At 72.0% G+C, this 20,326-nt stretch carries 14 protein-coding genes, 4 tRNA genes and 1 other RNA gene; 9 read left to right on the top strand and 10 right to left on the bottom strand.

From position 1 onward, the window contains the following. Nucleotides 1-207: 207 nt before the first annotated feature. Complete coding sequence (locus L3078_RS22005; RefSeq protein ID WP_239755700.1) at nt 208-1,482, bottom strand: M23 family metallopeptidase; 1,275 nt, start codon at nt 1,480-1,482, stop codon at nt 208-210. Between the two features lie 247 nt (nt 1,483-1,729). Next, nucleotides 1,730-1,817: transfer RNA gene (locus L3078_RS22000), tRNA-Ser, on the bottom strand. A 141-nt stretch (nt 1,818-1,958) separates the two neighbouring features. On the opposite strand from L3078_RS22000, the gene ffs reads away from it, so the two are divergent. From ffs to L3078_RS21970, 6 genes are all read left to right on the top strand, one after another. Beyond that, nucleotides 1,959-2,055: signal recognition particle sRNA small type (ffs, locus tag L3078_RS21995), an RNA gene on the top strand. A 45-nt stretch (nt 2,056-2,100) separates the two neighbouring features. Then, nucleotides 2,101-4,608 (top strand): DNA polymerase III subunit gamma and tau, encoded by a 2,508-nt coding sequence (locus L3078_RS21990; protein ID WP_239755699.1) that lies wholly within the window; start codon nt 2,101-2,103, stop codon nt 4,606-4,608. Between the two features lie 256 nt (nt 4,609-4,864). Then, nucleotides 4,865-6,118 (top strand): phosphoribosylamine--glycine ligase, encoded by a 1,254-nt coding sequence (purD, locus tag L3078_RS21985; protein ID WP_239755698.1) that lies wholly within the window; start codon nt 4,865-4,867, stop codon nt 6,116-6,118. Between the two features lie 470 nt (nt 6,119-6,588). After that, on the top strand, nt 6,589-8,889 hold the full coding sequence (locus tag L3078_RS21980; RefSeq protein ID WP_239760414.1) for a M48 family metalloprotease: 2,301 nt from the start codon (nt 6,589-6,591) through the stop codon (nt 8,887-8,889). A 450-nt stretch (nt 8,890-9,339) separates the two neighbouring features. Beyond that, complete coding sequence (locus L3078_RS21975; RefSeq protein ID WP_239755697.1) at nt 9,340-10,863, top strand: N,N-dimethylformamidase beta subunit family domain-containing protein; 1,524 nt, start codon at nt 9,340-9,342, stop codon at nt 10,861-10,863. Nucleotides 10,864-10,996: 133 nt separating this feature from the next. Continuing rightward, on the top strand, nt 10,997-11,896 hold the full coding sequence (locus tag L3078_RS21970) for a phosphoribosylaminoimidazolesuccinocarboxamide synthase (protein WP_239755696.1): 900 nt from the start codon (nt 10,997-10,999) through the stop codon (nt 11,894-11,896). A 64-nt stretch (nt 11,897-11,960) separates the two neighbouring features. On the opposite strand, the gene L3078_RS21965 is transcribed toward L3078_RS21970, so the two are convergent. The 8 genes from L3078_RS21965 to L3078_RS21930 all read right to left on the bottom strand — a co-directional run bounded on the left by L3078_RS21965 (nt 11,961) and on the right by L3078_RS21930 (nt 16,771). After that, nucleotides 11,961-12,033 (bottom strand) — tRNA-Gly (locus L3078_RS21965). A gap of 23 nt (nt 12,034-12,056) precedes the next feature. Next, the gene (locus L3078_RS21960) at nt 12,057-12,689 is read right to left on the bottom strand and encodes a response regulator transcription factor (protein WP_239755695.1); all 633 of its coding nucleotides are present in this window, start codon (nt 12,687-12,689) and stop codon (nt 12,057-12,059) included. Beyond that, on the bottom strand, nt 12,686-14,065 hold the full coding sequence (locus tag L3078_RS21955; RefSeq protein ID WP_239755694.1) for a sensor histidine kinase: 1,380 nt from the start codon (nt 14,063-14,065) through the stop codon (nt 12,686-12,688). Before L3078_RS21955 ends, L3078_RS21960 begins: the two co-directional genes overlap by 4 nt. A gap of 13 nt (nt 14,066-14,078) precedes the next feature. Continuing rightward, nucleotides 14,079-14,912 carry an ABC transporter permease gene (locus L3078_RS21950; protein WP_392309710.1) on the bottom strand — a complete coding sequence of 278 codons (834 nt, stop codon included), beginning with the start codon at nt 14,910-14,912 and terminating at the stop codon, nt 14,079-14,081. Continuing rightward, entirely contained in the window at nt 14,909-15,940 is a 1,032-nt protein-coding gene (locus tag L3078_RS21945; RefSeq protein WP_239755693.1) for an ABC transporter ATP-binding protein, read from the bottom strand. Before L3078_RS21945 ends, L3078_RS21950 begins: the two co-directional genes overlap by 4 nt. Before the next feature lie 131 nt (nt 15,941-16,071). After that, nucleotides 16,072-16,144, bottom strand: a tRNA-Gly gene (locus L3078_RS21940). A gap of 78 nt (nt 16,145-16,222) precedes the next feature. Further along, nucleotides 16,223-16,294: transfer RNA gene (locus tag L3078_RS21935), tRNA-Gly, on the bottom strand. Nucleotides 16,295-16,453: 159 nt separating this feature from the next. Next, entirely contained in the window at nt 16,454-16,771 is a 318-nt protein-coding gene (locus L3078_RS21930; protein WP_239755692.1) for a histone-like nucleoid-structuring protein Lsr2, read from the bottom strand. Between the two features lie 341 nt (nt 16,772-17,112). Here L3078_RS21930 and purS point away from each other — a divergent pair, with 341 nt between their 5' ends. From purS to purL, 3 genes are read left to right on the top strand one after another with little or no spacing between them, the layout of a single operon-like run. Continuing rightward, entirely contained in the window at nt 17,113-17,376 is a 264-nt protein-coding gene (gene purS, locus L3078_RS21925; protein ID WP_033526749.1) for a phosphoribosylformylglycinamidine synthase subunit PurS, read from the top strand. Beyond that, nucleotides 17,373-18,053, top strand: a complete 681-nt coding sequence (purQ, locus tag L3078_RS21920; protein WP_086803083.1) for a phosphoribosylformylglycinamidine synthase subunit PurQ — start codon at nt 17,373-17,375, stop codon at nt 18,051-18,053. The genes purS and purQ overlap by 4 nt, the downstream gene beginning before the upstream one ends. After that, the gene (purL, locus tag L3078_RS21915) at nt 18,050-20,308 is read left to right on the top strand and encodes a phosphoribosylformylglycinamidine synthase subunit PurL (RefSeq protein ID WP_239755691.1); all 2,259 of its coding nucleotides are present in this window, start codon (nt 18,050-18,052) and stop codon (nt 20,306-20,308) included. Before purQ ends, purL begins: the two co-directional genes overlap by 4 nt. Nucleotides 20,309-20,326: the final 18 nt, after the last annotated feature.

Genomic DNA, 20,326 nt, shown 5'->3' with positions numbered 1-20,326 from the left:
AAACCGCCCCACGCGAAGGGCGCCTGGCGGGAGACGGGGAAACGTGCCCCCCGACACACACAGCCGCAAGAGCCGAGCCGCGGTGGCGGCTCGGCTCTTGGGCGCGTTCGCTATGCAAAGCCCGGACGACGGCCCGGACGACGGCCGGGACATCGGCCGGGACCACGCCCGAGACATCGGCCCGACCGGAGTCCTACCGGAGCGGGGTCAGAACTCCAGCACCTCGCGGTCGAGCGGATACCGCGCACGGTGAAGGCCGTTGTGCGGCGAGGGCGTGATCGGCAGGACGCCGGTCGGCTGCAGGCCCAGGTTGTCGTCCCAGATGCGGGGCTCGACGTGTCCGACGACGCGGAACTGCCGGAAGGTGAACGGCGGGCTGTCGGTCGGGAAGAACTCGGGCGTGGTCATCACCTGGAAGTGCAGGTGCGGCGTGGTCGAGTTGCCGCTGTTGCCGATCAGCCCGAGGACCTGGCCGGCTTGGACCCGGTCGCCCTCCCGGACCTCGAGCGAGCCGGGTGCCAGGTGGGCGTAGAGCAGATAGCGGCCCGGAGCGACTTCCAGGGTGACGTGGTTGCCGACGGTCTCCTCGATCGGCGGCACGGGCGGCGTGACGGGCGGCGTCTGGTCCGGGAGCCCGTCCTGGACCTCCACCACTCGGCCGCCGGCCGAGGCGACGACGGGCTGACGGTAGCTCAGGTAACTGCTGAGCAGTGCGGGGTCGCCCTCCCAGGTCTGCCCCTGCTCGCCGACCCGGTACCAGTCGATCGCGAAGCGCTGCGGCACGTAGAAGCGGCCGTTGATCGGGGCGAGGCCGCGCCGGTGGTGGGTGTTGCCGCAGCACGACTCGCTGGAGTACCAGGTGCCGGGGCGGACCGGCGCGCCCAGGTTCAACGGCGGCCTGCCGGAGGTCCGGGTGGCCTGCACCGTCTCCTCGAAGGGGGAGGGGCCGGAGGGGGCCAGGACGGCACCCGAGAGATGGTGTTCGAGGACCCTGGGCACCCGCTGACCGCGGTCGAGGACCAGGTCGAGCCAGATGATCCACTGCTGGGAGCCCTGGATGACGGTAGGTGTCGGCCCCGGGGGCGCCGGGGTGTACCCGTCCGCACCCGGCAGGGGGTCGCCGACCGGATGGGCGGCGTCGGCCAGGGCCTGCCCGCTCAGCGAGCCGATGACCCGGTGCGTGCGGGCGTCCCGGACGTCGACACGGTCGAGCCGCAGCGGCGTGCTGGTGGGCAGGGAGCTCGTGGTGAGCAGTTCGTACGAGAGGTGCGTCTTGCCGTCCGTGGCGACGAACGGCGTCGGTTTGGTCAGTACGTCCGCCGTCAACGGCGTGAACTCCGCGGCGGGCGCCGGAGTGGCCGCGCCGGTTCCGTGTCCTTGTCCCGCTGAGAGCACCAGCATGCCGGCCGCGAGCACGGCGGCGACGAGCCCGCGAAGCAGCGAACTGCGGCCAGTGCGGTTGCGAGGGTCGCGCTCTGCCATTGCGCCCTTCCGTTCATCGGACCCGGGGCCCGTGAGGCACGCCGGCACGCCCCACCCCGGAGCGCCCCCTCATGTAATCCGCCCACACGCCCCACCAAGCGAAGCCCACCGAAGCCACCCCCGAACTACACCCGTCCAGCCCCCCGCCCCCCTCCCGACACCGCCCAGGTCCCCGACCACCCCGAGAAACGTCGAAGGGCCCCACCGCGAACGGTGGGGCCCTTCGACATCGTGCCCGGTGAGGCACTGGCGGAGGATACGAGATTCGAACTCGTGAGGGGTTGCCCCCAACACGCTTTCCAAGCGTGCGCCCTAGGCCTCTAGGCGAATCCTCCGCCAGGAACATTACATGACGGCGGAGGGTGCTTGCGAACTCGTTCGGCGGTGGGTGATCAAGGTGGGGGCGAGGGAGGAACGAGGTGGGAGCGAGGGGTGGGGAGGCGGGTCGGCGGGCTCCGGGGATCGGGTAGGCTGGGGTCAGCCCCTCACGCGGCGCTATCTGACTGAACTCCCCCAGGGCCGGAAGGCAGCAAGGGTAGGTTGGCTCTGGCGGGTGCGTGAGGGGTCTTCGTCGTCTCGGGCGCCGGGTTGTCAGTGGGCGCCTATAACCTCGTATGCGTGTCGTCTCTCGCGCTGTACCGCCGTTATCGCCCGGAGTCGTTCGCCGAGGTCATCGGGCAGGAGCATGTCACCGACCCGTTGCAGCAGGCGTTGCGGAACAACCGGGTCAATCACGCGTACCTGTTCAGCGGGCCGCGCGGGTGCGGCAAGACGACCAGCGCGCGCATCCTGGCCCGCTGTCTGAACTGCGAGCAGGGACCCACACCCACGCCGTGCGGGGAGTGCCAGTCCTGTCAGGACCTCGCGCGCAACGGCCCGGGGTCGATCGACGTCATCGAGATCGACGCCGCCTCGCACGGTGGCGTGGACGACGCCCGTGAGCTGCGAGAGAAGGCATTCTTCGGACCCGCGAGCAGCCGGTACAAGATCTACATCATCGACGAGGCCCACATGGTCACGTCGGCCGGTTTCAACGCGCTGCTGAAGGTCGTCGAGGAGCCGCCGGAGCACCTCAAGTTCATCTTCGCCACCACCGAGCCCGAGAAGGTCATCGGGACCATCCGGTCGCGTACCCATCACTATCCGTTCCGGCTCGTCCCGCCCGGCACGCTCCGCGAGTACCTCGGCGAGGTCTGCGGCAAGGAGAAGATCCCGGTCGAGGAGGGTGTCCTCCCGCTGGTCGTGCGCGCAGGCGCCGGCTCCGTGCGTGACTCGATGTCCGTCATGGACCAGCTGCTGGCGGGCGCGACGGACGAGGGCGTGACGTACGCCATGGCCACGTCGCTCCTCGGCTACACGGACGGGTCGTTGCTCGACTCGGTCGTCGAGTCCTTCGCCTCCGGGGACGGAGCCGCGGCCTTCGAGGTCGTGGACCGCGTCATCGAGGGGGGCAACGACCCGCGGCGGTTCGTCGCCGACCTGCTGGAGCGCCTGCGGGACCTGGTGATCCTGGCCGCCGTGCCGGACGCCATCGACAAGGGCCTCATCGACGCCCCCGCCGAGGTCCTGGAGCGGATGCGGGCCCAGGCCGGCGTCTTCGGCGCCGCCGAGCTCAGCCGTGCCGCCGACCTCGTCAACGAGGGCCTCACCGAGATGCGCGGGGCCAACTCGCCCCGCCTCCAGCTCGAACTGATCTGCGCCCGCGTACTCCTCCCCGCCACCTACGGCGACGAACGGTCCGTCATGGCCCGCCTCGACCGCCTGGAGCGAGGGGTCAACTTCTCCGGCGGCGGCGCCGCCCCGGCCATGGGATACGTGCCCGGGCCCGACGCGCACGGGGGAGCGGCCCCGCCCATGGGCATGCCTCCGCAAGCCCCCCACGCGCCGCACACCACCCACCCGACGCAAGCCCCCCACGCTCCGGCTGCCGCACAGGTTCCGCCGGGCGGCGGGCCCGCGGCTGCTCGGGCCGCGGTTCGGGGGGCCGGGTCTGGTTCCGGAGGCGGAGCGCCGGGTGCCGGCCCCGCGCCGGGTCCGGGTTCGGACACGTACGGCTCCGGTGGCGCCGTCGGCGGACCTGGGGCCGCCGGTCAGGGCGGGGGCGGCAACGCCGGGGTGGCCCCGGCCGCCCCCCACGAGGGTGCGCCCAACGCCCCGGCCGCCGCCGCGAGCGGTGCGCCGACAGCGCCCCCCACCGCTCCCGCGCACGCCCAGCCGGGCGCGGGTGCCACGCCCTCCCCCCAGCCCACCGCGCAGGGCACCCCCGGCGGCGCTCCCGGCTCCTGGCCCACCCCCGCCGCCGCGGGCAGTGGACGCCGACCCGGCGGATGGCCCACGGCCGCGCCCGCCGGCGGCTCCGCCCCCGGGGCCCAGTCCCCGCCCACCCCCGGCCCGGCCGCGCCCCCGGCGTACGCCCAGCCCGGTCCTCCCGCGGCGGCCACGCCCCCCGCCGCCGCCTACAACCCCGCCCCCGGCGGCCCCGACCCCCGCATGCTCTGGCCCAACATCCTGGAGACGGTGAAGAACCGCCGCCGCTTCACCTGGATCCTGCTCAGCCAGAACGCGCACGTGGCCGGTTTCGACGGCACGACCCTGCAGATCGGCTTCGTCAACGCGGGCGCCCGCGACAACTTCGCGAGCAGCGGCAGCGAGGACGTCCTGCGGGCGGCCCTGGCCGAGCAGTTCAACGTGCACTGGAAGATCGAGGCCGTCATCGACACCTCGGGCGGCTCGGCCCCTCCGTCCGCCCCCGGCGGCTACGGATCTCCCGCCCCGTCCGCAGGTGGTTACGGAGGCGGCGGTTACGGCACTGGCGGCGCCGGTGGCTACGGCGGTGGCGGCTCCGGCGGCTCCCCGGCCCCGTCCTCCCGTCCCGGCCCGCCCCAGGCACCGGCCCCGGCCTCCCGCCCGGCGGGCCCGGGCACGGCAGCGCCCCACCAGTCGACCCCGGCCGCTCAGCCCGCCGCCCCCGTACCGCCCCCGGCCCCCGAGCCCCCGCCGGTCTCCCCCGAGGACGACATCCCCGAGGACGACGACCCCGACCTCGACGAGTCCGCCCTCTCCGGCCACGACCTGATCGTGCGCGAACTGGGCGCGACGGTGGTCGAGGAGATCACGAACGAGTAGGGAGTGGATCGTGCACGAGTAGGGAGAGGAGGGCGCGCGGGGCGGACACCGAGGGACAGGGTGCGCGGGGCGGACAGCGAAGCGGGCAGGGCGCGCACCACGCGTACAGCGAAGAGCAGGGCGCGCGAAGCGGGCCCAACCCCCTACCACCCCACCCTGCCATCCCACCCCATTCGTACGATCCGACGAACCTCCCTCGTCCCACCCTTCGGAAGCCCCCACAAAGCCCCCCACCCCCTCCGGCTAGGCTGGCCCCGTGAAGGTCCTTGTCATTGGTACCGGTGCTCGTGAGCACGCGCTGTGCCGTTCGCTGTCCCTCGACCCCGATGTCACCGCCCTCCACTGCGCCCCCGGCAACGCGGGCACCGCGGAGGTGGCCGAGACGCACTCCGTCGACGCACTGGACGGCGCCGCCGTGGCCGCGCTGGCCACGCGTCTGGAGGCCGACCTGGTGGTCGTGGGGCCGGAGGCCCCGCTGGTCGCGGGTGTCGCCGACGCCGTGCGCGAGGCGGGCATCCCGGTGTTCGGTCCGTCCGCCGAGGCCGCGCGGCTGGAGGGCTCCAAGGCCTTCGCCAAGGAGGTCATGGCCGGTGCGGGCGTGCCCACCGCGCGGTCGTACGTCTGCACCACGGCCGAGGAGATCGACGAGGCCCTGGACGCGTTCGGCGCTCCGTACGTCGTGAAGGACGACGGGCTCGCGGCCGGCAAGGGCGTCGTCGTGACGGCGGACCTCGCGCAGGCCCGCGAGCACGCGCTCGCCTGCGGGCGGGTCGTCATCGAGGAGTTCCTGGACGGCCCCGAGGTCTCCCTCTTCGCGATCACCGACGGGGTGACCGTCGTCCCTCTCCAGCCCGCGCAGGACTTCAAGCGCGCGCTCGACGGCGACGAGGGCCCCAACACCGGCGGCATGGGCGCGTACTCGCCGCTCCCGTGGGCCGACCCGAAGCTGGTCGACGAGGTCCTGGAGACCGTGCTCCAGCCCACCGTCGACGAGATGCGGCGCCGCGGCACCCCGTTCTCCGGCCTGCTCTACGCGGGGCTGGCGATCACCAGCCGAGGCGTACGGGTGATCGAGTTCAACGCCCGGTTCGGCGACCCGGAGACCCAGGTCGTCCTCGCCCGTCTCAAGACCCCGCTGGCCGGTGTCCTGCTCGCCGCCGCCAACGGCACTCTCGGCGACCTCGAACCCCTGCGCTGGAGCAGCGACGCCGCCGTCACCGTGGTCGTGGCATCGCACAACTACCCCGGCACACCGCGCACCGGCGACCCCATCACCGGCCTCGACGAGGTCGCGGCCGTGGACGCCCCGCACGCGTACGTCCTGCACGCCGGCACCAAGCGCGCCGGTGACGACATCGTCAGCTCCGGAGGCCGCGTCCTCTCCGTCACCGCCACCGGCAAGGACCTCACCCAGGCCCGCGACCGCGCGTACACCGCCGTGGCCCGCATCGGCCTGGACGGCTCCCAACACCGTTCGGACATCGCGGCCAAGGCAGCGGCCGAGGCCTGACCGTCCGGCTCGGGCCCGACCGGCCGCGGGTCGCGCGACACGGCGGCCCGCACGCCCATCCCCACGCAACCGAACACAACCGCCCCGTTCGCGACATCCGCATACGAAGCCTCATCAACGGGTACGAACCCCAGGCCCCGGCATCCCTCGGAGACCCCCAGGAACCCCTGGAAAATCCTTCGGAATCCGGGGCCCGATCCTTGCCCAGCGTCATTCACCTCTCCCCAAAGCCATTCCATCGAGTGAGCGATGGTCCATCCGGCTGACGGCGGCCGGGCCCCCAACTAGGGTGCGGCGCAAGCGTTCCGGCACTTGGCCCACCGGCATTGCGATGTCAGTGGTCGGTGCCACAGTGGGGGAGTGAGCAACGTCAGGGCATTCGGCGGCGACCACTTCGACGAGCAGTCGTCGCAGTCGTCGCGGTGTGCGCCACACGGGACAGCAGGGGGTGACGTCGGGTCGTGACCGGTATGGCAGGTGGTGAGGAGGCGGGCGCGCAGGCCGCGCGCTCCCGGGCCCTCGCCGTGCTGCGGGTCCGCAGCAGGGCGCTGGCCGTGGCATTGCTGCCCGCGGCGGCCGCCGTCGTCCTGCTGGCCGGCGGGGCGACCGGCCGGCTGACCGGCCCGGGCTGGTCCATGGCGAGCTGGTTCGTCTCCGGCCTCGCCGTCGTCGTGCTCCTCGCCGCCGCCGGCATCGCGCTCGTCGTCGCCCGCGCCCGGCCCGCCGTGAGCCCCACGGTCTCGATCACCGAGCAGGCGGCCCCCGATCTCTACCGCCTGGTCCGGGATCTGGCGGACCGCCTCGACGTCCCGCCCCCCTCCGCGATAGCGCTCACCCCGGACTGCGACAGCTGGCTGGAGGACCGCACCCACCCGTCCCACAGCTCGCCCGAGCCCCGATCGGAGACCGCCGGTTCCTCCGGGGCGGCCGACAGGGGCACGGGTGTCACGGCCACCGACCGGCCCGACGACATGACGGACGTCCGCGGAACAGCCCGTGGATCATCACCCGGCCCGCACCCGGATCCGCCGTCGGGCCTGCGGTCCGGCCTCCCGTCGCGTCCGCGATCAGGCGCGCGCTCAGGCTCGCGATCAGATCCACGATCAGGTGTGGAGCCCGGGCTCTCCTCACCCCGTCGGCACCGCCCGCCCACCGCCCCGGTGCTCGTCATCGGCTCACCCTTCCTGTGGTGGATGCGGGTCGGGGAGCTACGAGCGGTGCTGGCCCCGGTCGTTGCCGGTACGGGACCGTCGGCGCACCCGGACATAGCCGCGGCCCGGCGTTTCGTACGCGGGCTGGACGCGGCCGTGGCCGTCACCTCGTCGCCGACGCACGGCCCGCTCGTCCGCTCGGTGCTGGGCGGGGTCGGCTGGGTCACCCGGCTGCTCCTGCGCGGCTGTCGCGGGCACGCGGCCGAGATGGAGCGCGGGGTCGCCGCCGCCGCGGCCGAGCGTGCACAGGCTGTGGACTACGGTCTGCGGATCGTCGCCCAGGAGCAGGTCGGCCTGGCCTACGCGGGCTGGGACCGCCTCCTCACCCGGGTCGCGCTGCCCGCCTGGCGGATGGGCCGCTGGCCGTCCCGCCTGGACGCGGGTGTGGTCGCCGCGCTCACGGAGCTGTCCCGCCGCGACCGCCTGGCCGAGGGATTCGCCTCCCGGCTCGGCGAGCGCCCCGCCTGCGACCTGCTCGAAGAGCCCGGGACGGTCGACGAGGCCGCGTCCCTCCTCGCCGCCCGCCTTTTCCACGGCGGCCCCGCCGAGTCCGGCGGCGACTGGGCTCCGGTCGACTGGCACGAGTACCCGGACGAGGTCGTCGACCGCAAATGGCGGACCGACGCGGCCCGACTCCACCGCGTCCTCGACACGTTGGGCGTCCGCCACACCACGAGCGACCCGACCCCGGACCCCACCGGCCCCGCCCCCGGCGGCCCCACCCTCTCCCGGGTCCTCAACCACCTGACGACCCTGACGAGCCCCGCCCCGACCCCGACGACGGACCAGGCCGCCGAAGGACTCCATGCCGCCCGCCGGCATGAGCCCAACCCCGCCCAGGAACCGGACCGGCACCACATATCCCCACTCGGCGACGGCGACGGCGAGGACCACGGCGGCGGCGAGAGCCACGGCCATGGTGACAGTGGCCGAACCGGTGCCGACGGCGGCGGTGTTGACCGTCTCGGCGACGGCGACGGCGACGGCGACGGCGAGAGCCACGGTTACGCCGACGGCGCCGGCGCCGGTGCCGACGCTGCTGTCGGATTCGACGTCAGCGTCAGCGACGGCCTCGGGGACGGCTTCGACGCCGGTCCCGGCGGCGGTGTCGGACTCGGTGAGGACGACGACGAACCCGGTCTCGCCAACGTCCGGTCCGCGGGCCTGGCCGCCGCGTTGACCGCCGAGCTGGCGCGGGAGGAGGCCGCCGCACCGCCCGCCGCGTCCGCCGCGGGCGGCGGAGCCGAGGCGCAGGGGCCGGATCGGGCGCTGTGGGACGACGGGCTGTTGCCGCTGTTCCCGATGCAGCCGCCCCGCACGGGCCGTGAGCTGCTGGCCGAGCACGTCACCGCGATGGTCTGCTGCGCGGCGATGGACACGGCGGGCGCGACCCCGGGCCTGGACTGGCTCGACGGCCCCTCCCTCCTCGTCGACGGCGAACGAGCGGCCGACCTCGCCCCCAGGGTCCTGACCCTCGTGGAGGACGGCGACCCCGCCCCCCTCCGCGACTGGCTCCGCCGCCTGGGCGTCCGCCCGGAAAAACCGGTCCGCCTGGTCTGAAGCAGGGCCCCCACGCCCCCGTAGGCCCACCCACACGCCGCCGACCACCCATGGCGGCCCGATCACCCACGCCTCGCTCGACCACGCACCACCACTCACCGCTCCACTACCCCACCCCTCCCCCCTCCCCCCACGCCCCCGAACTGACGATCCCCGTCTCCCACCTTCGGGAGCCCTGCCCTCCACCCCCGGCCGAAGCCCACACTCTCCACCGTCGAAGTCCACGGCCCCACCCACAGGCGCACACCGCCCCCCACCTGCGCGGGCACCCCCCGACCACCCGGGCCACGCCCCGCCCCACCCAACTCCCCACCCGGAGGCAGCTGTTCCACTCTCGCCAATTCGCAACGAACGGTGACGGAGCGCGTGCGTAATGTGATGTGCTGGGACCGATCGCTTACATAGCAAGGGCTTGCGAAAGCTCACGGGGGACGAGGGAGGGGACCATTCATGGACTCGGAGCACCACATCCGCCGGTGGGAGTCGGGCGCACTCGCCCACGCCGTGACGGACCCCTTCGGCCAGGGCCCCGTCCCCTGGCTCCGGGGCAACGTGACGTACTTCGACGACACGGGCCACGTGGTCCCCTGGTACGTCGAGCCGGGCCCGCCGGAGCCGGACCAGCCGGCCAAAGGAGGCCGCACCGGCGCCCGGGCCCGCGTCCCCGCCCCCCGTACCGCACCGGGCGGCCCCCGCTCCGCCGACGACGTGCGCCGCCAGATCAAGGGCTTCGCCGCGACCGGCGCCGCCGCCCCCGGCGAATCCATCGACTTCCACATCACCGTCGACCCGCCCCAGGAGTTCGGCGTCGACATCTACCGCATCGGCCACTACAGCGGCGACGGCGCGGCGAAGATCATCACCAGCCCGCGCCTCTCCGGCATCGTCCAGCCCCCGCCCCTGACCGCCGACCGCACGGTCTCCTGCCACCACTGGTGGCTCTCCTGGCGCCTGCAGATCCCGACGTACTGGAACGTCGGCGCGTACGTGGCGGTCCTGACCACCGCCGACGGCTACCGCTCCCACGTGCCGTTCACCGTCCGCGACGACCGCCAGGCCGACCTGCTGCTCCTGCTCCCGGACATCACCTGGCAGGCGTACAACCTCTATCCGGAGGACGGCCGCACGGGCGCCAGCCTCTACCACGCCTGGGACGAGAACGGCCGGCTGCTCGGGGAGTCCGGCGCGGCGACGACCGTCTCCTTCGACCGCCCGTACGCCGGCGCCGGTCTGCCCCTCCACGTCGGGCACGCCTACGACTTCATCCGCTGGGCCGAGCGCTACGGCTACGACCTCGCCTACGCCGACGCCCGCGACCTGCACTCCGGCCGCGTCGATCCGACCCGCTACCGGGGCCTGGTGTTCCCGGGCCACGACGAGTACTGGTCGCCGCAGATGCGCCGCACCGCCGAGCTCGCCCGGGACGGCGGCACCTCACTCGTCTTCCTCTCCTCCAACACCATGTACTGGCAGGTGGAGCTGGGCCCTTCCCCGTCCGGAGCCCCCGACCGCCTCCTCACCTGCCGAAAACGCCGGGGCCCCGGCAAACCCGCACTGTGGCGCGAAATCGACCGTCCCGAGCAGCAGTTGATGGGCATCCAGTACGAAGGCCGGGTCCCCGACCCCCACCCCCTGGTCGTGCGCAACGCCGACCACTGGCTCTGGGACGCGACCGGCGCCCACGAGAACGACGAGCTGGCGGGCATGGTCGCCGGTGAGGCCGACCGCTACTTCCCGCGCACGCCGCTCCCCGAGCACCAGGGCCGTATCCTCCTCGCCCACTCCCCGTACCGGGACGCCGACGACATCGTCCGGCACCAGGAGACCTCCCTGTACCGGGCCCCCTCCGGTGCCTGGGTCTTCGCATCCGGAACGTTCGCGTGGTCCCCGGCCCTGGACCGACCGGGCCACGTCGACACCCGCGTCCAGCGCGCCACCGCAAACCTCCTGGACCGCATCTGCAAACGTGACTGAGTGGCGCATCGAGTCCCGTACCGCGTCCGGTGCCGAGTCCCGCGCCGGCGCTCGCCGAAGCACCCCCTGGGCACGACCGGTCGCCCTCGTACGGGAGAATCGAGCCACTTGGACATCACCACGGGGAGGAACCGTGTCCGGATTCGTAGAAAAGCCCGAGCCGCTCCAGGTTCCGGGCCTGGTGCACCTGCACACCGGCAAGGTGCGCGAGCTGTACCAGAACGAGGCGGGCGACCTCGTGATGGTCGCCAGCGATCGAACGTCCGCGTTCGACTGGGTGCTGCCGACGGAGATTCCCGACAAGGGGCGCGTCCTCACGCAGCTGTCCCTCTGGTGGTTCGACCAGCTCGCCGACCTGGTTCCGAACCACGTCCTGAGCACCGAACTCCCGCAGGGCGCCCCCGCCGACTGGGCGGGCCGCACCCTCGTCTGCAAGTCGCTCGCGATGGTCCCGGTCGAGGCCGTCGCCCGCGGCTATCTCACCGGCTCGGGCCTGCTGGAGTACAACGACTCCCGTACGGTCTGCGGTCTCGCCCTCCCCGAGGGCCTGGTCGACGGCTCGGAGCTGCCGGCGCCGATCTTCACCCCGGCCACCAAGGCCGCCGTCGGCGAGCACGACGAGAACGTGTCGTACGAGGAGGTCGCCCGCCAGGTCGGCGCTGAGACCGCCGCCCAGCTGCGCCAGACGACCCTCGCCGTCTACAGCCGGGCCCGGGACATCGCCCGTGACCGGGGGATCATCCTGGCCGACACCAAGTTCGAGTACGGCTACGAGGGCGACACCCTCGTCCTCGCCGACGAGGTGCTCACCCCGGACTCCTCCCGCTTCTGGCCGGCCGACCTCTGGGAGCCGGGTCACGCCCAGCCGTCCTTCGACAAGCAGTTCGTCCGCGACTGGCTGACCTCGGAGGCCTCGGGCTGGGACCGCAAGAGCGAGCAGCCCCCGCCGCCGCTGCCCGAGGAGATCATCGCCGCGACCCGCGCCAAGTACGTGGAGGCGTACGAGCGGCTGACGGGCACGAGCTGGTCGTAGAGCCGCGGGACACGAAGAAGGCCCCGGTCCAGTGGACCGGGGCCTTCTTTCGACCTATCTCACGAGCGGACGACCAGGTTCGAACTGGCGACCTCAACCTTGGCAAGGTTGCGCTCTACCAACTGAGCTACGTCCGCGCTGCGCCGTGGCGCGAGGCCTACTATACCCAACCTCGCTCCCGGGCGAGCCGCACCGCCGCGTGCCGGTTCTCCACGCCGAGCTTGGAGACGGCCGACGACAGATAGTTCCGGACAGTCCCCTGGGTCAGCGCGGCCCGCTCGGCGATCTCCGCGACGGGCGCCCCGTCGGCGGCGAATTCGAGCACCTCGGCCTCCCGCGCGGTCAGCGGCGAGTCCCCGGAGGAGATCGCGTCGGCCGCCAACTCCGGGTCCACATAGCGGTTCCCCGCGTGCACGGTCCGGATGATCTCCGCGAGCCGTTGCGCGCTGACGGTCTTGGGGACGAACCCGCGCACACCCGCTTCGAGGGCCCGCTTCAGATGCCCCGGCCGGCCATGACCGGTCACGATCAGCACGCGACAGCCCGGCAGTTCGGCCCGCAGCGATGTGGCGACCCTCACACCGTCCGCGCCCGGCATCTGCAGATCCAGCACCGCGACATCCGGTTCGTGGGCCCGCGCCATCGCCAGCGCCTCCGGCCCGCTCGCCGCCTCCGCGACCACCACCAGGTCGTCCTCCAGCGCCAGCAACGCGGCCAGCGCTCCCCGGATCAGATGCTCGTCGTCCGCGAGCAGCAGCCGTACCCGCCGCGGCGCCTCCGGCACGTCGCTCATGAAGCGCTCTCCGGCACCGCGGCCGACCCGACGACGGCCCCCGCACCCCGCGACGCAGGCCCCGACGCCGACTCCTTCCTCGAACCGGCCGAGCCCGAGGCCAAGCCCATCGAGCCCGAGCCCGACCCCGACCCCGAGCCCTTCGAACCCCCGGACCCCAGCGGCACCCGCGCCACCACCCGGAACGCCTCGCCACCCACCGGACCCGCCTCCAACGTCCCGTCCACCACCGCCAGCCGCTCCCGCAGCCCGGCGAGCCCCGAACCAGCCCCGGAAACGGAGCCCACCGCCTGCTCGCCGCCGCCCGTACGAATCCCGTCGTTCTCCACGGTCAGCACCACCTGCCCCTCTCTCACCCGCAGCACCACAGCGCACTGATCGGCGTTCCCGTGCCGCAGGACGTTCGTCGTCGCTTCCCGCACCACCCAGGCGAGCGCGGACTGCACCTCGCCGGGCAGCCCGGCGGTGTCCGCCCCGTCCACCGAGCAGTTGATGCCGGCCGCCGCCAACACGCCCTGCGCACCGGAGAGTTCGACGCCTAGGTCGGCCTCCCGGTAGCCCCGTACGACCTCCCGCACCTCGCGCTGCGACTCCTGCGCGATCCGCTGGACCTCGATCATCTGCTCGACGGCCTCGGGCCGTTCCCGGCGGGCCAGTTGGACCGCCAGCTCGCTCTTCAGGGCGATGACCGCGAGGTTGCGGCCTATCACGTCGTGCAGGTCGCGCCCGAAGCGCAGCCGCTCCTCGGCGACGGCGAGGCGGGCGCGGGTCTCGCGGGCGTCCTCCAGCTCGTAGACGGCCTTCAACAGCCAGACGGAGAAGAAGGACGTGAAGGAGATGAGGGTGGTGGCGAGGAACACCGCCACCAGTGTGGCCAGCGCGGCGGCACCGTCGGCCCCCACACCGAGGGCCCACGCCCCGCCGCCGACGGAGCAGGACACGATCAGGGCCAGCAGACGCCGGCGGCCGTGCACGCCGAGCGCGAGGGTGCCGATGCTGAAGATCAGCACACCGCCGAACGCCACGCCCAGCGCCGTGCGAGCCTCCTCGTCGAGGTTCGCGCTGCGGGCGAGCAGCATCGCGACGAGACCGACCAGTGCGGAGACGGCCCCGAAGGCCCAGAGCAGGCGTACGGGCTGGGCACGGCGCCCGCGCACCCCGTCGAGCGCCCGGGAGACAGTGAAGGACGAGAGCACGCCGTGCGCGCACAGCAGGACGAAGAACCAACTGGCGTGCCGCGTCGGCACCTGGCCGAAGAGGGGTATCCCGAACCCGCCGACCTCGATCAACACAAACGAGTGGAACGACCACCGCGTGTACGTGTCCACCTTGCCCGCGGTGCTCTTCGCCCGCCACCAGGCCCCCGGCCCCCGCATGGCTCAACTCCCCTCATCGGCGCGGTTCCCAGCGGAACCACCGCTGTACAGCAAACACGGCGAGCACGGTCCAGGCCAGCGCGGTGGCGACGGCGCCCAGGGCGTCGTACGCGGACAGGTCACCGGTCCAGCCACCGCGCACCAGCGTGATGACGGGGCTGAGCGGCAGCAGTTCGCAGATCGACGCCACGCGGTCGGGCAGCACCTCGAGCGGCACGGTGATGCCCGATCCCAGCAGGGAGACGAACATCAGCGGCAGGCTGGTGACCTGCGCGCTCTCGGAGGTACGGCTGAAGCTCGCGGTGACCGCCGCCAGCGCCACGCACAGCACGACACCGAGCAGCACACCCACGACGGCCAGGTGGGGCGCGGACGGCGCTCCGACGTCGAGCAGGATCGAGCAGCCGACCGCCATGAGCAGGCACTGCGCCAGCCCGATGCCGACGGCGGGCAGCGAGGCACCGATGAGGATCTCGGGGTCGCGCAGCTCACCGGTCCGCAGCCGCTTGAGGACGAGTTCCTCACGGCGTACGACGTAGATGTTGGTCAGGGCGGTGTAGATCGCGAAGAGCAGCGAGAAGCCGATGCCGGCGGGCAGGATGACCATCCCGACGCTCAGTCCCGCCTCCTTCAGATCCATCTGGTCGGTCGCCGACTGCACGCTGAGCGGCAGCAGCAGCGGGACGAGCAACGCCGTGATCAGCGTGGCCCGGCTGCGTCCCAGCAGTGTCAGCTCGGCGCGGGCGAGCGCGGTCATCCGGCCCTTGAGGGTCGTGGTCCCGGCGGTGGGGACGGTCGCCGTGCCTGCCTCCGCCGCCGTACCGGTGGCCCCTGTGGTCGTGCTCATGCCGCTACCCCTTTCTTGCGCGTTCCCGTGTCCGTGCGCGATTCCGTTCCGGTGTCCGCGCCCGCGCGCGCCGCCTCCGCCGTCTCCCGCGCGATCCGCAGGAACGCCTCCTCCAGCGAGGCGGACCGCACCTCGAGCCGGCGCAGTTCGACGCGGGCCCGCTCGGCCCAGAGCAGCAGCCCGGTGGCCGCCCGCTGCAGTTCGGCGGTGCGCAGCACCACCACGCGGTCGTGCTCCTCGTGTCCGGTGACGCCGAGTTCGCCGAGCGGGGGCAGGTCGCCGAGGAAGTACCCGGCGGGCAGTTCGAAGGAGATGCGGGACGGCTGGGAGGCGGTCACCTCGGCCGGTGTCCCGGTCGCGGCGACCGTGCCCTCGTGGAGGATGGCGAGCCGGTCGGCCAGGTCCTCGGCCTCCTCCAGGTAGTGCGTGGTGAGCAGCACGGTCGTCCCCGCGTCGCGCAGCTCCCGCACCAGCTCCCAGGTGTCCTGGCGGCCCTCCGCGTCGAGCCCGGTGGTCGGCTCGTCCAGGAACAGCACCTCGGGGCGCCCGAGGAGCGCGAGCGCCAGGTCGAGGCGCCGCTTCTCACCCCCGGACAACTGCTTGACCCGTACGCCGGCCCGGCGCCCGAGCCCGACGATGTCCAGGGCCTCGCCGACGGGACGCGCCCCGCTGGTGCAGCCGGCCCACATCCGTACCGTCTCCGCGACGGTCAGCTCGGAGGGGAAGCCGCCCTCCTGGAGCATCACGCCGATCCGGGGGCGTACGACGGCGCGCTCCCCGTAGGGGTCGTGCCCGAGGACCCGGACGCGGCCGCCGGACGGCGGTGCGAGTCCTTCCAGCAGTTCGACCGTCGAGGTCTTCCCCGCGCCGTTGGTGCCGAGAAGTGCGAAGAGTTCGCCCCGGCCGACGGAGAAGGTGATTCCCCGTACGGCCTCGAAACCGCCCCCGTACACGCGCCGCAGGTCGGTGACCTCGATCACGTTCTCGTGATCGTGAGTGTTCACGTCCTCGTGCCCGTTCGTTTTCATGTCTCCAGCGTCCCGGCGGTACGGGACGTGGGGCAGTGCGCGCTGTCATCAGCCGACATGACAAATGTCAGACGGGGGTGGGGGAACATGAAGAAGACCCCGGTCCAGTGGACCGGGGTCTTGCTTTCCAGAGCGGACGACGAGGCTCGAACTCGCGACCTCAACCTTGGCAAGGTTGCGCTCTACCAACTGAGCTACGTCCGCATTGCCTCCGACCGGCTCCCACCGATCGGCGCGAAGACCACATTACCTGATCCACAGGAGTGGCTGGTAAGTGATCAGAGCGGGTGACAGGAATTGCACACTGCGCCTTCCCCCTGGAAGGGGGATGTTCTACTACTGAACTACACCCGCGTGACTCCGGTGAGCCGGGCCTTTCGGCCTTGCCCCTCGGCGTGCTCCAGACTCTAGCTGATCCGCCGGGGGGCAACGCAAGTCGGTTGTCCCCGGCACCCAAGTCGACCGCCCTCGGGGCCCGCTGACGGGCTCTGAGGACGGCCGACGGAGGTGTGCCTACTGCGCCTCGGTGAACGCCTCGTAGACCCTCTTGGGGATCCGGCCGCGCGCGGGGACCTCCAGCTTGTTGGCCTGGGCCCAGGCGCGTACGGCCGCCGGGTCCGGGGCCACCTGGGTCTGCTTGTACGCCTTGCCCGACCTCGACCGCTTGCGGCCGGCCTCGACGTAGGGCGCGAGCGCCTTACGCAGTTTCTTGGCGTTGGCTTCGTTCAGGTCGATCTCGTACGACTTGCCGTCGAGTCCGAAGGCGATCGTCTCCGCCGCTTCCGAGCCGTCGATGTCGTCGGAGAGAGTGACCACGACACGCTGCGCCACGAATATCGGTCCCTTCGTGCGACATCTCTCCGTTGACGTGCCCTGACGTCAGGAAGATGTCGACTGTCCGGCTGTTATTTGGGCAAAGTATCGGCTATTGCCAATTCATTTGTACAGTGCCCGGCATTGCATTGTGAAGACAGACTTAATCTGCCCGCGTGTCCCTCGCGCAATAGGGATCCGAGATCTTTCCCGGAAGTTTTCGTGAGGGTGATCGTCCGATACCTGATCGTGACCGCCGTCACCCGGAATCCCTGTAGTTTCCTACTAATCTACCCGCGTAGAAATTTTGTACGGGTAGTCTGAAGGAACCTGCTCAGCACCACACACCGGGAGTGCCAGTGGCACGCGTCGTAGTCGACGTCATGCTCAAGCCGGAGATCCTCGACCCCCAGGGCCAGGCGGTGCAGCGCGCGCTGCCGCGCCTCGGTTTCGAGGGCGTCTCCGACGTACGTCAGGGAAAGCGATTCGAACTGGAAGTTGACGGACCGGTGGACGACGCCGCGCTCGCCCGCATCCATGAACTGGCGGAATCCTTCCTCGCCAACACCGTGATCGAGGACTTCACCGTCAAGGTGGAGGAAGTCGCGGAGGTCGGAAAGTGACCGCACGTATTGGCGTCGTCACTTTTCCCGGCAGCCTCGACGACCGGGACACGCAGCGCGCGATCCGGCTCGCCGGTGCCGAGCCCGTCGCTCTCTGGCACAAGGACAAGGACCTCCACCAGGTCGACGCCGTGGTGCTGTGCGGCGGGTTTTCCTACGGCGACTATCTGCGCGCCGGCGCCATCGCGCGCTTCTCGCCGGTGATGGAGACGCTCATCGAGCAGGCGAAGGCCGGACTGCCGGTCCTCGGCATCTGCAACGGCTTCCAGATCCTCACCGAGGCCCACCTCCTCCCGGGCACGATGCTGCGCAACGACCACCTGCACTTCATCTGCCGTGACCAGAAGCTGCGGGTGGAGAACGCCGAGACCTCCTGGACCACCGACTACACGGCCGGCCAGGAGATCCACATCCCGCTGAAGAACAACGACGGGCAGTACGTCGCCGACGCGTACACGCTGGACAAGCTGGAGGCCGAGGGCCGTGTCGCCTTCCGGTACCTCGACTTCAACCCCAACGGCTCCCAGCGCGACATCGCCGGCGTCACCAACGAGGCCGGCAACGTGGTGGGCCTCATGCCGCACCCGGAGCACGCCGTGGAGCCGCTGATCGGCACCGGCCGCACCGACGGCCTCCCGTTCTTCACCTCGATCCTCAAGAAGCTGGTCAACGCATGAGCCGGACGCCTCTGGACACGGTCGAGCACGCGGCCGCGACCCCCGACGTCGAGCTGCCCTGGGCCGAACTGGGCCTGAAAAAGGACGAGTACGAGCGGGTCGTCGAGATCCTCGGCCGCCGGCCCACCGGTGCCGAGCTGGCCATGTACTCCGTCATGTGGTCCGAGCACTGCTCGTACAAGTCCTCGAAGGTCCACCTGCGCCAGTTCGGCGAGAAGGCACCCCAGTCGGACGCCCTCCTCGTCGGCATCGGCGAGAACGCCGGCGTCGTCGACGTCGGCCAGGGCTACGCGGTCACCTTCAAGGTCGAGTCGCACAACCACCCCTCGTACGTCGAGCCCTACCAGGGCGCGGCCACGGGCGTCGGCGGCATCGTGCGCGACATCATCGCGATGGGCGCCCGCCCGGTCGCCGTCGTCGACCCGCTGCGCTTCGGCGCGGCCGACCACCCCGACACCAAGCGCGTCCTGCCCGGCGTCGTCGCCGGCATCGGCGGCTACGGCAACTGCCTGGGCCTGCCGAACATCGGCGGCGAGGTCGTCTTCGACGCCTGCTACCAGGGCAACCCGCTGGTCAACGCCGGTGCCATCGGCGTCATGCGGCACGAGGACATCCACCTCGCGAAGGCCTCCGGCGCCGGCAACAAGGTCATCCTCTACGGGGCCCGCACCGGCGGCGACGGCATCGGCGGCGCCTCCATCCTGGCCTCCGAGACCTTCGACGACGCCAAGCCCTCCAAGCGGCCCGCCGTCCAGGTCGGCGACCCCTTCCAGGAGAAGCTCCTCATCGAGTGCACCCTGGAGGCGTTCAAGGAGAAGCTGGTCGTCGGCATCCAGGACCTCGGCGCGGCGGGCCTGTCCTGCGCCACGTCCGAGCTGGCGTCCAACGGCTCCGGCGGCATGCGCGTCACCCTCGACGACGTCCCCCTGCGCGACTCGACCCTCTCGCCCGAGGAAATCCTCATGAGCGAGTCGCAGGAACGCATGTGCGCGGTCGTGGAGCCGGAGAAGGTCGACCGCTTCCTGGAGATCTGCGACAAGTGGGACGTCATCGCCACGGTGATCGGTGAGGTCACCGACGGCGACCGGCTGGAGATCTTCTGGCACGGCGGAAAGATCGTCGACGTCGACCCGCGCACGGTCGCGCACGACGGCCCGGTCTACGAGCGCCCGTACGCCCGCCCGTCCTGGCAGGACGAGCTCCAGGCGGACGACGCGAACAAGCTGCCGCGCCCGGCGACGTCCGAGGAGCTGAGGGACCAGGTCCTGAAGCTGGTGGCGTCCCCCAACCAGGCCTCGAAGTCCTGGATCACCTCGCAGTACGACCACTTCGTGCAGGGCAACACGGTCCTCGCCCAGCCCGAGGACTCCGGCATGATCCGCGTCGACGAGGAGAGCGGCCTGGGCGTCGCCATCGCGACCGACGGCAACGGCCGCTACGCCAAGCTGGACCCGTACCACGGCGCCCAGCTGGCCCTGGCGGAGGCGTACCGCAACGTCGCCACCACCGGCGCCAAGCCGCTCGCCGTCTCCGACTGTCTGAACTTCGGCTCGCCGGAGGACCCGGCGGTCATGTGGCAGTTCGCCGAGGCCGTACGCGGTCTGGCGGACGCCTGCCAGCAGCTGGGCACCCCGGTGACCGGCGGCAACGTCTCCCTCTACAACCAGACGGGCGAGGTGGCCATCCACCCCACCCCGGTCGTCGCGGTCCTGGGCGTCATCGACGATGTCGCGCGCCGCACGCCGGTCGCCTTCCAGGAGGAGGGCCAGCTGCTCTACCTGCTCGGCGACACCCGTGAGGAGTTCGGCGGCTCGGCCTGGTCCCAGGTCGTCCACGACCACCTCGGCGGTCTGCCCCCGCAGGTCGACCTGGAGCGCGAGCGCCTGCTCGCCGAGATCCTGATCTCCGCCTCCCGCGACGGCATGATCGACTCCGCGCACGACCTCTCCGACGGCGGCCTGATCCAGGCGGTGGTGGAGTCGGCGCTGCTCGGCGGCAAGGGCGCCCGCCTGATCGTCCCCGACGGTCTGGACGCGTTCACCTTCCTCCTCTCGGAGTCGGCCGGCCGCGCCGTCGTGGCCGTCCCCCGCTCCGAGGAGGTCCGCTTCAACGACATGTGCGGCGCCCGGGGGCTCCCGGTCACGCGCATCGGTGTCGTGGACGGCGACACGGTCGAGATCCAGGGCGAGTTCACCCTCTCCCTGGAGGAGCTGCGCACGGCCCACGAGGGCACGATCCCGGCCCTGCTGGCGTAGTCCCGCATACGACGAAGC

Origin of the sequence: Streptomyces deccanensis (genome assembly GCF_022385335.1) — a bacterium.
Taxonomy (GTDB): domain Bacteria; phylum Actinomycetota; class Actinomycetes; order Streptomycetales; family Streptomycetaceae; genus Streptomyces; species Streptomyces deccanensis.
This window is presented reverse-complemented; position numbering and strand designations above follow the sequence as displayed.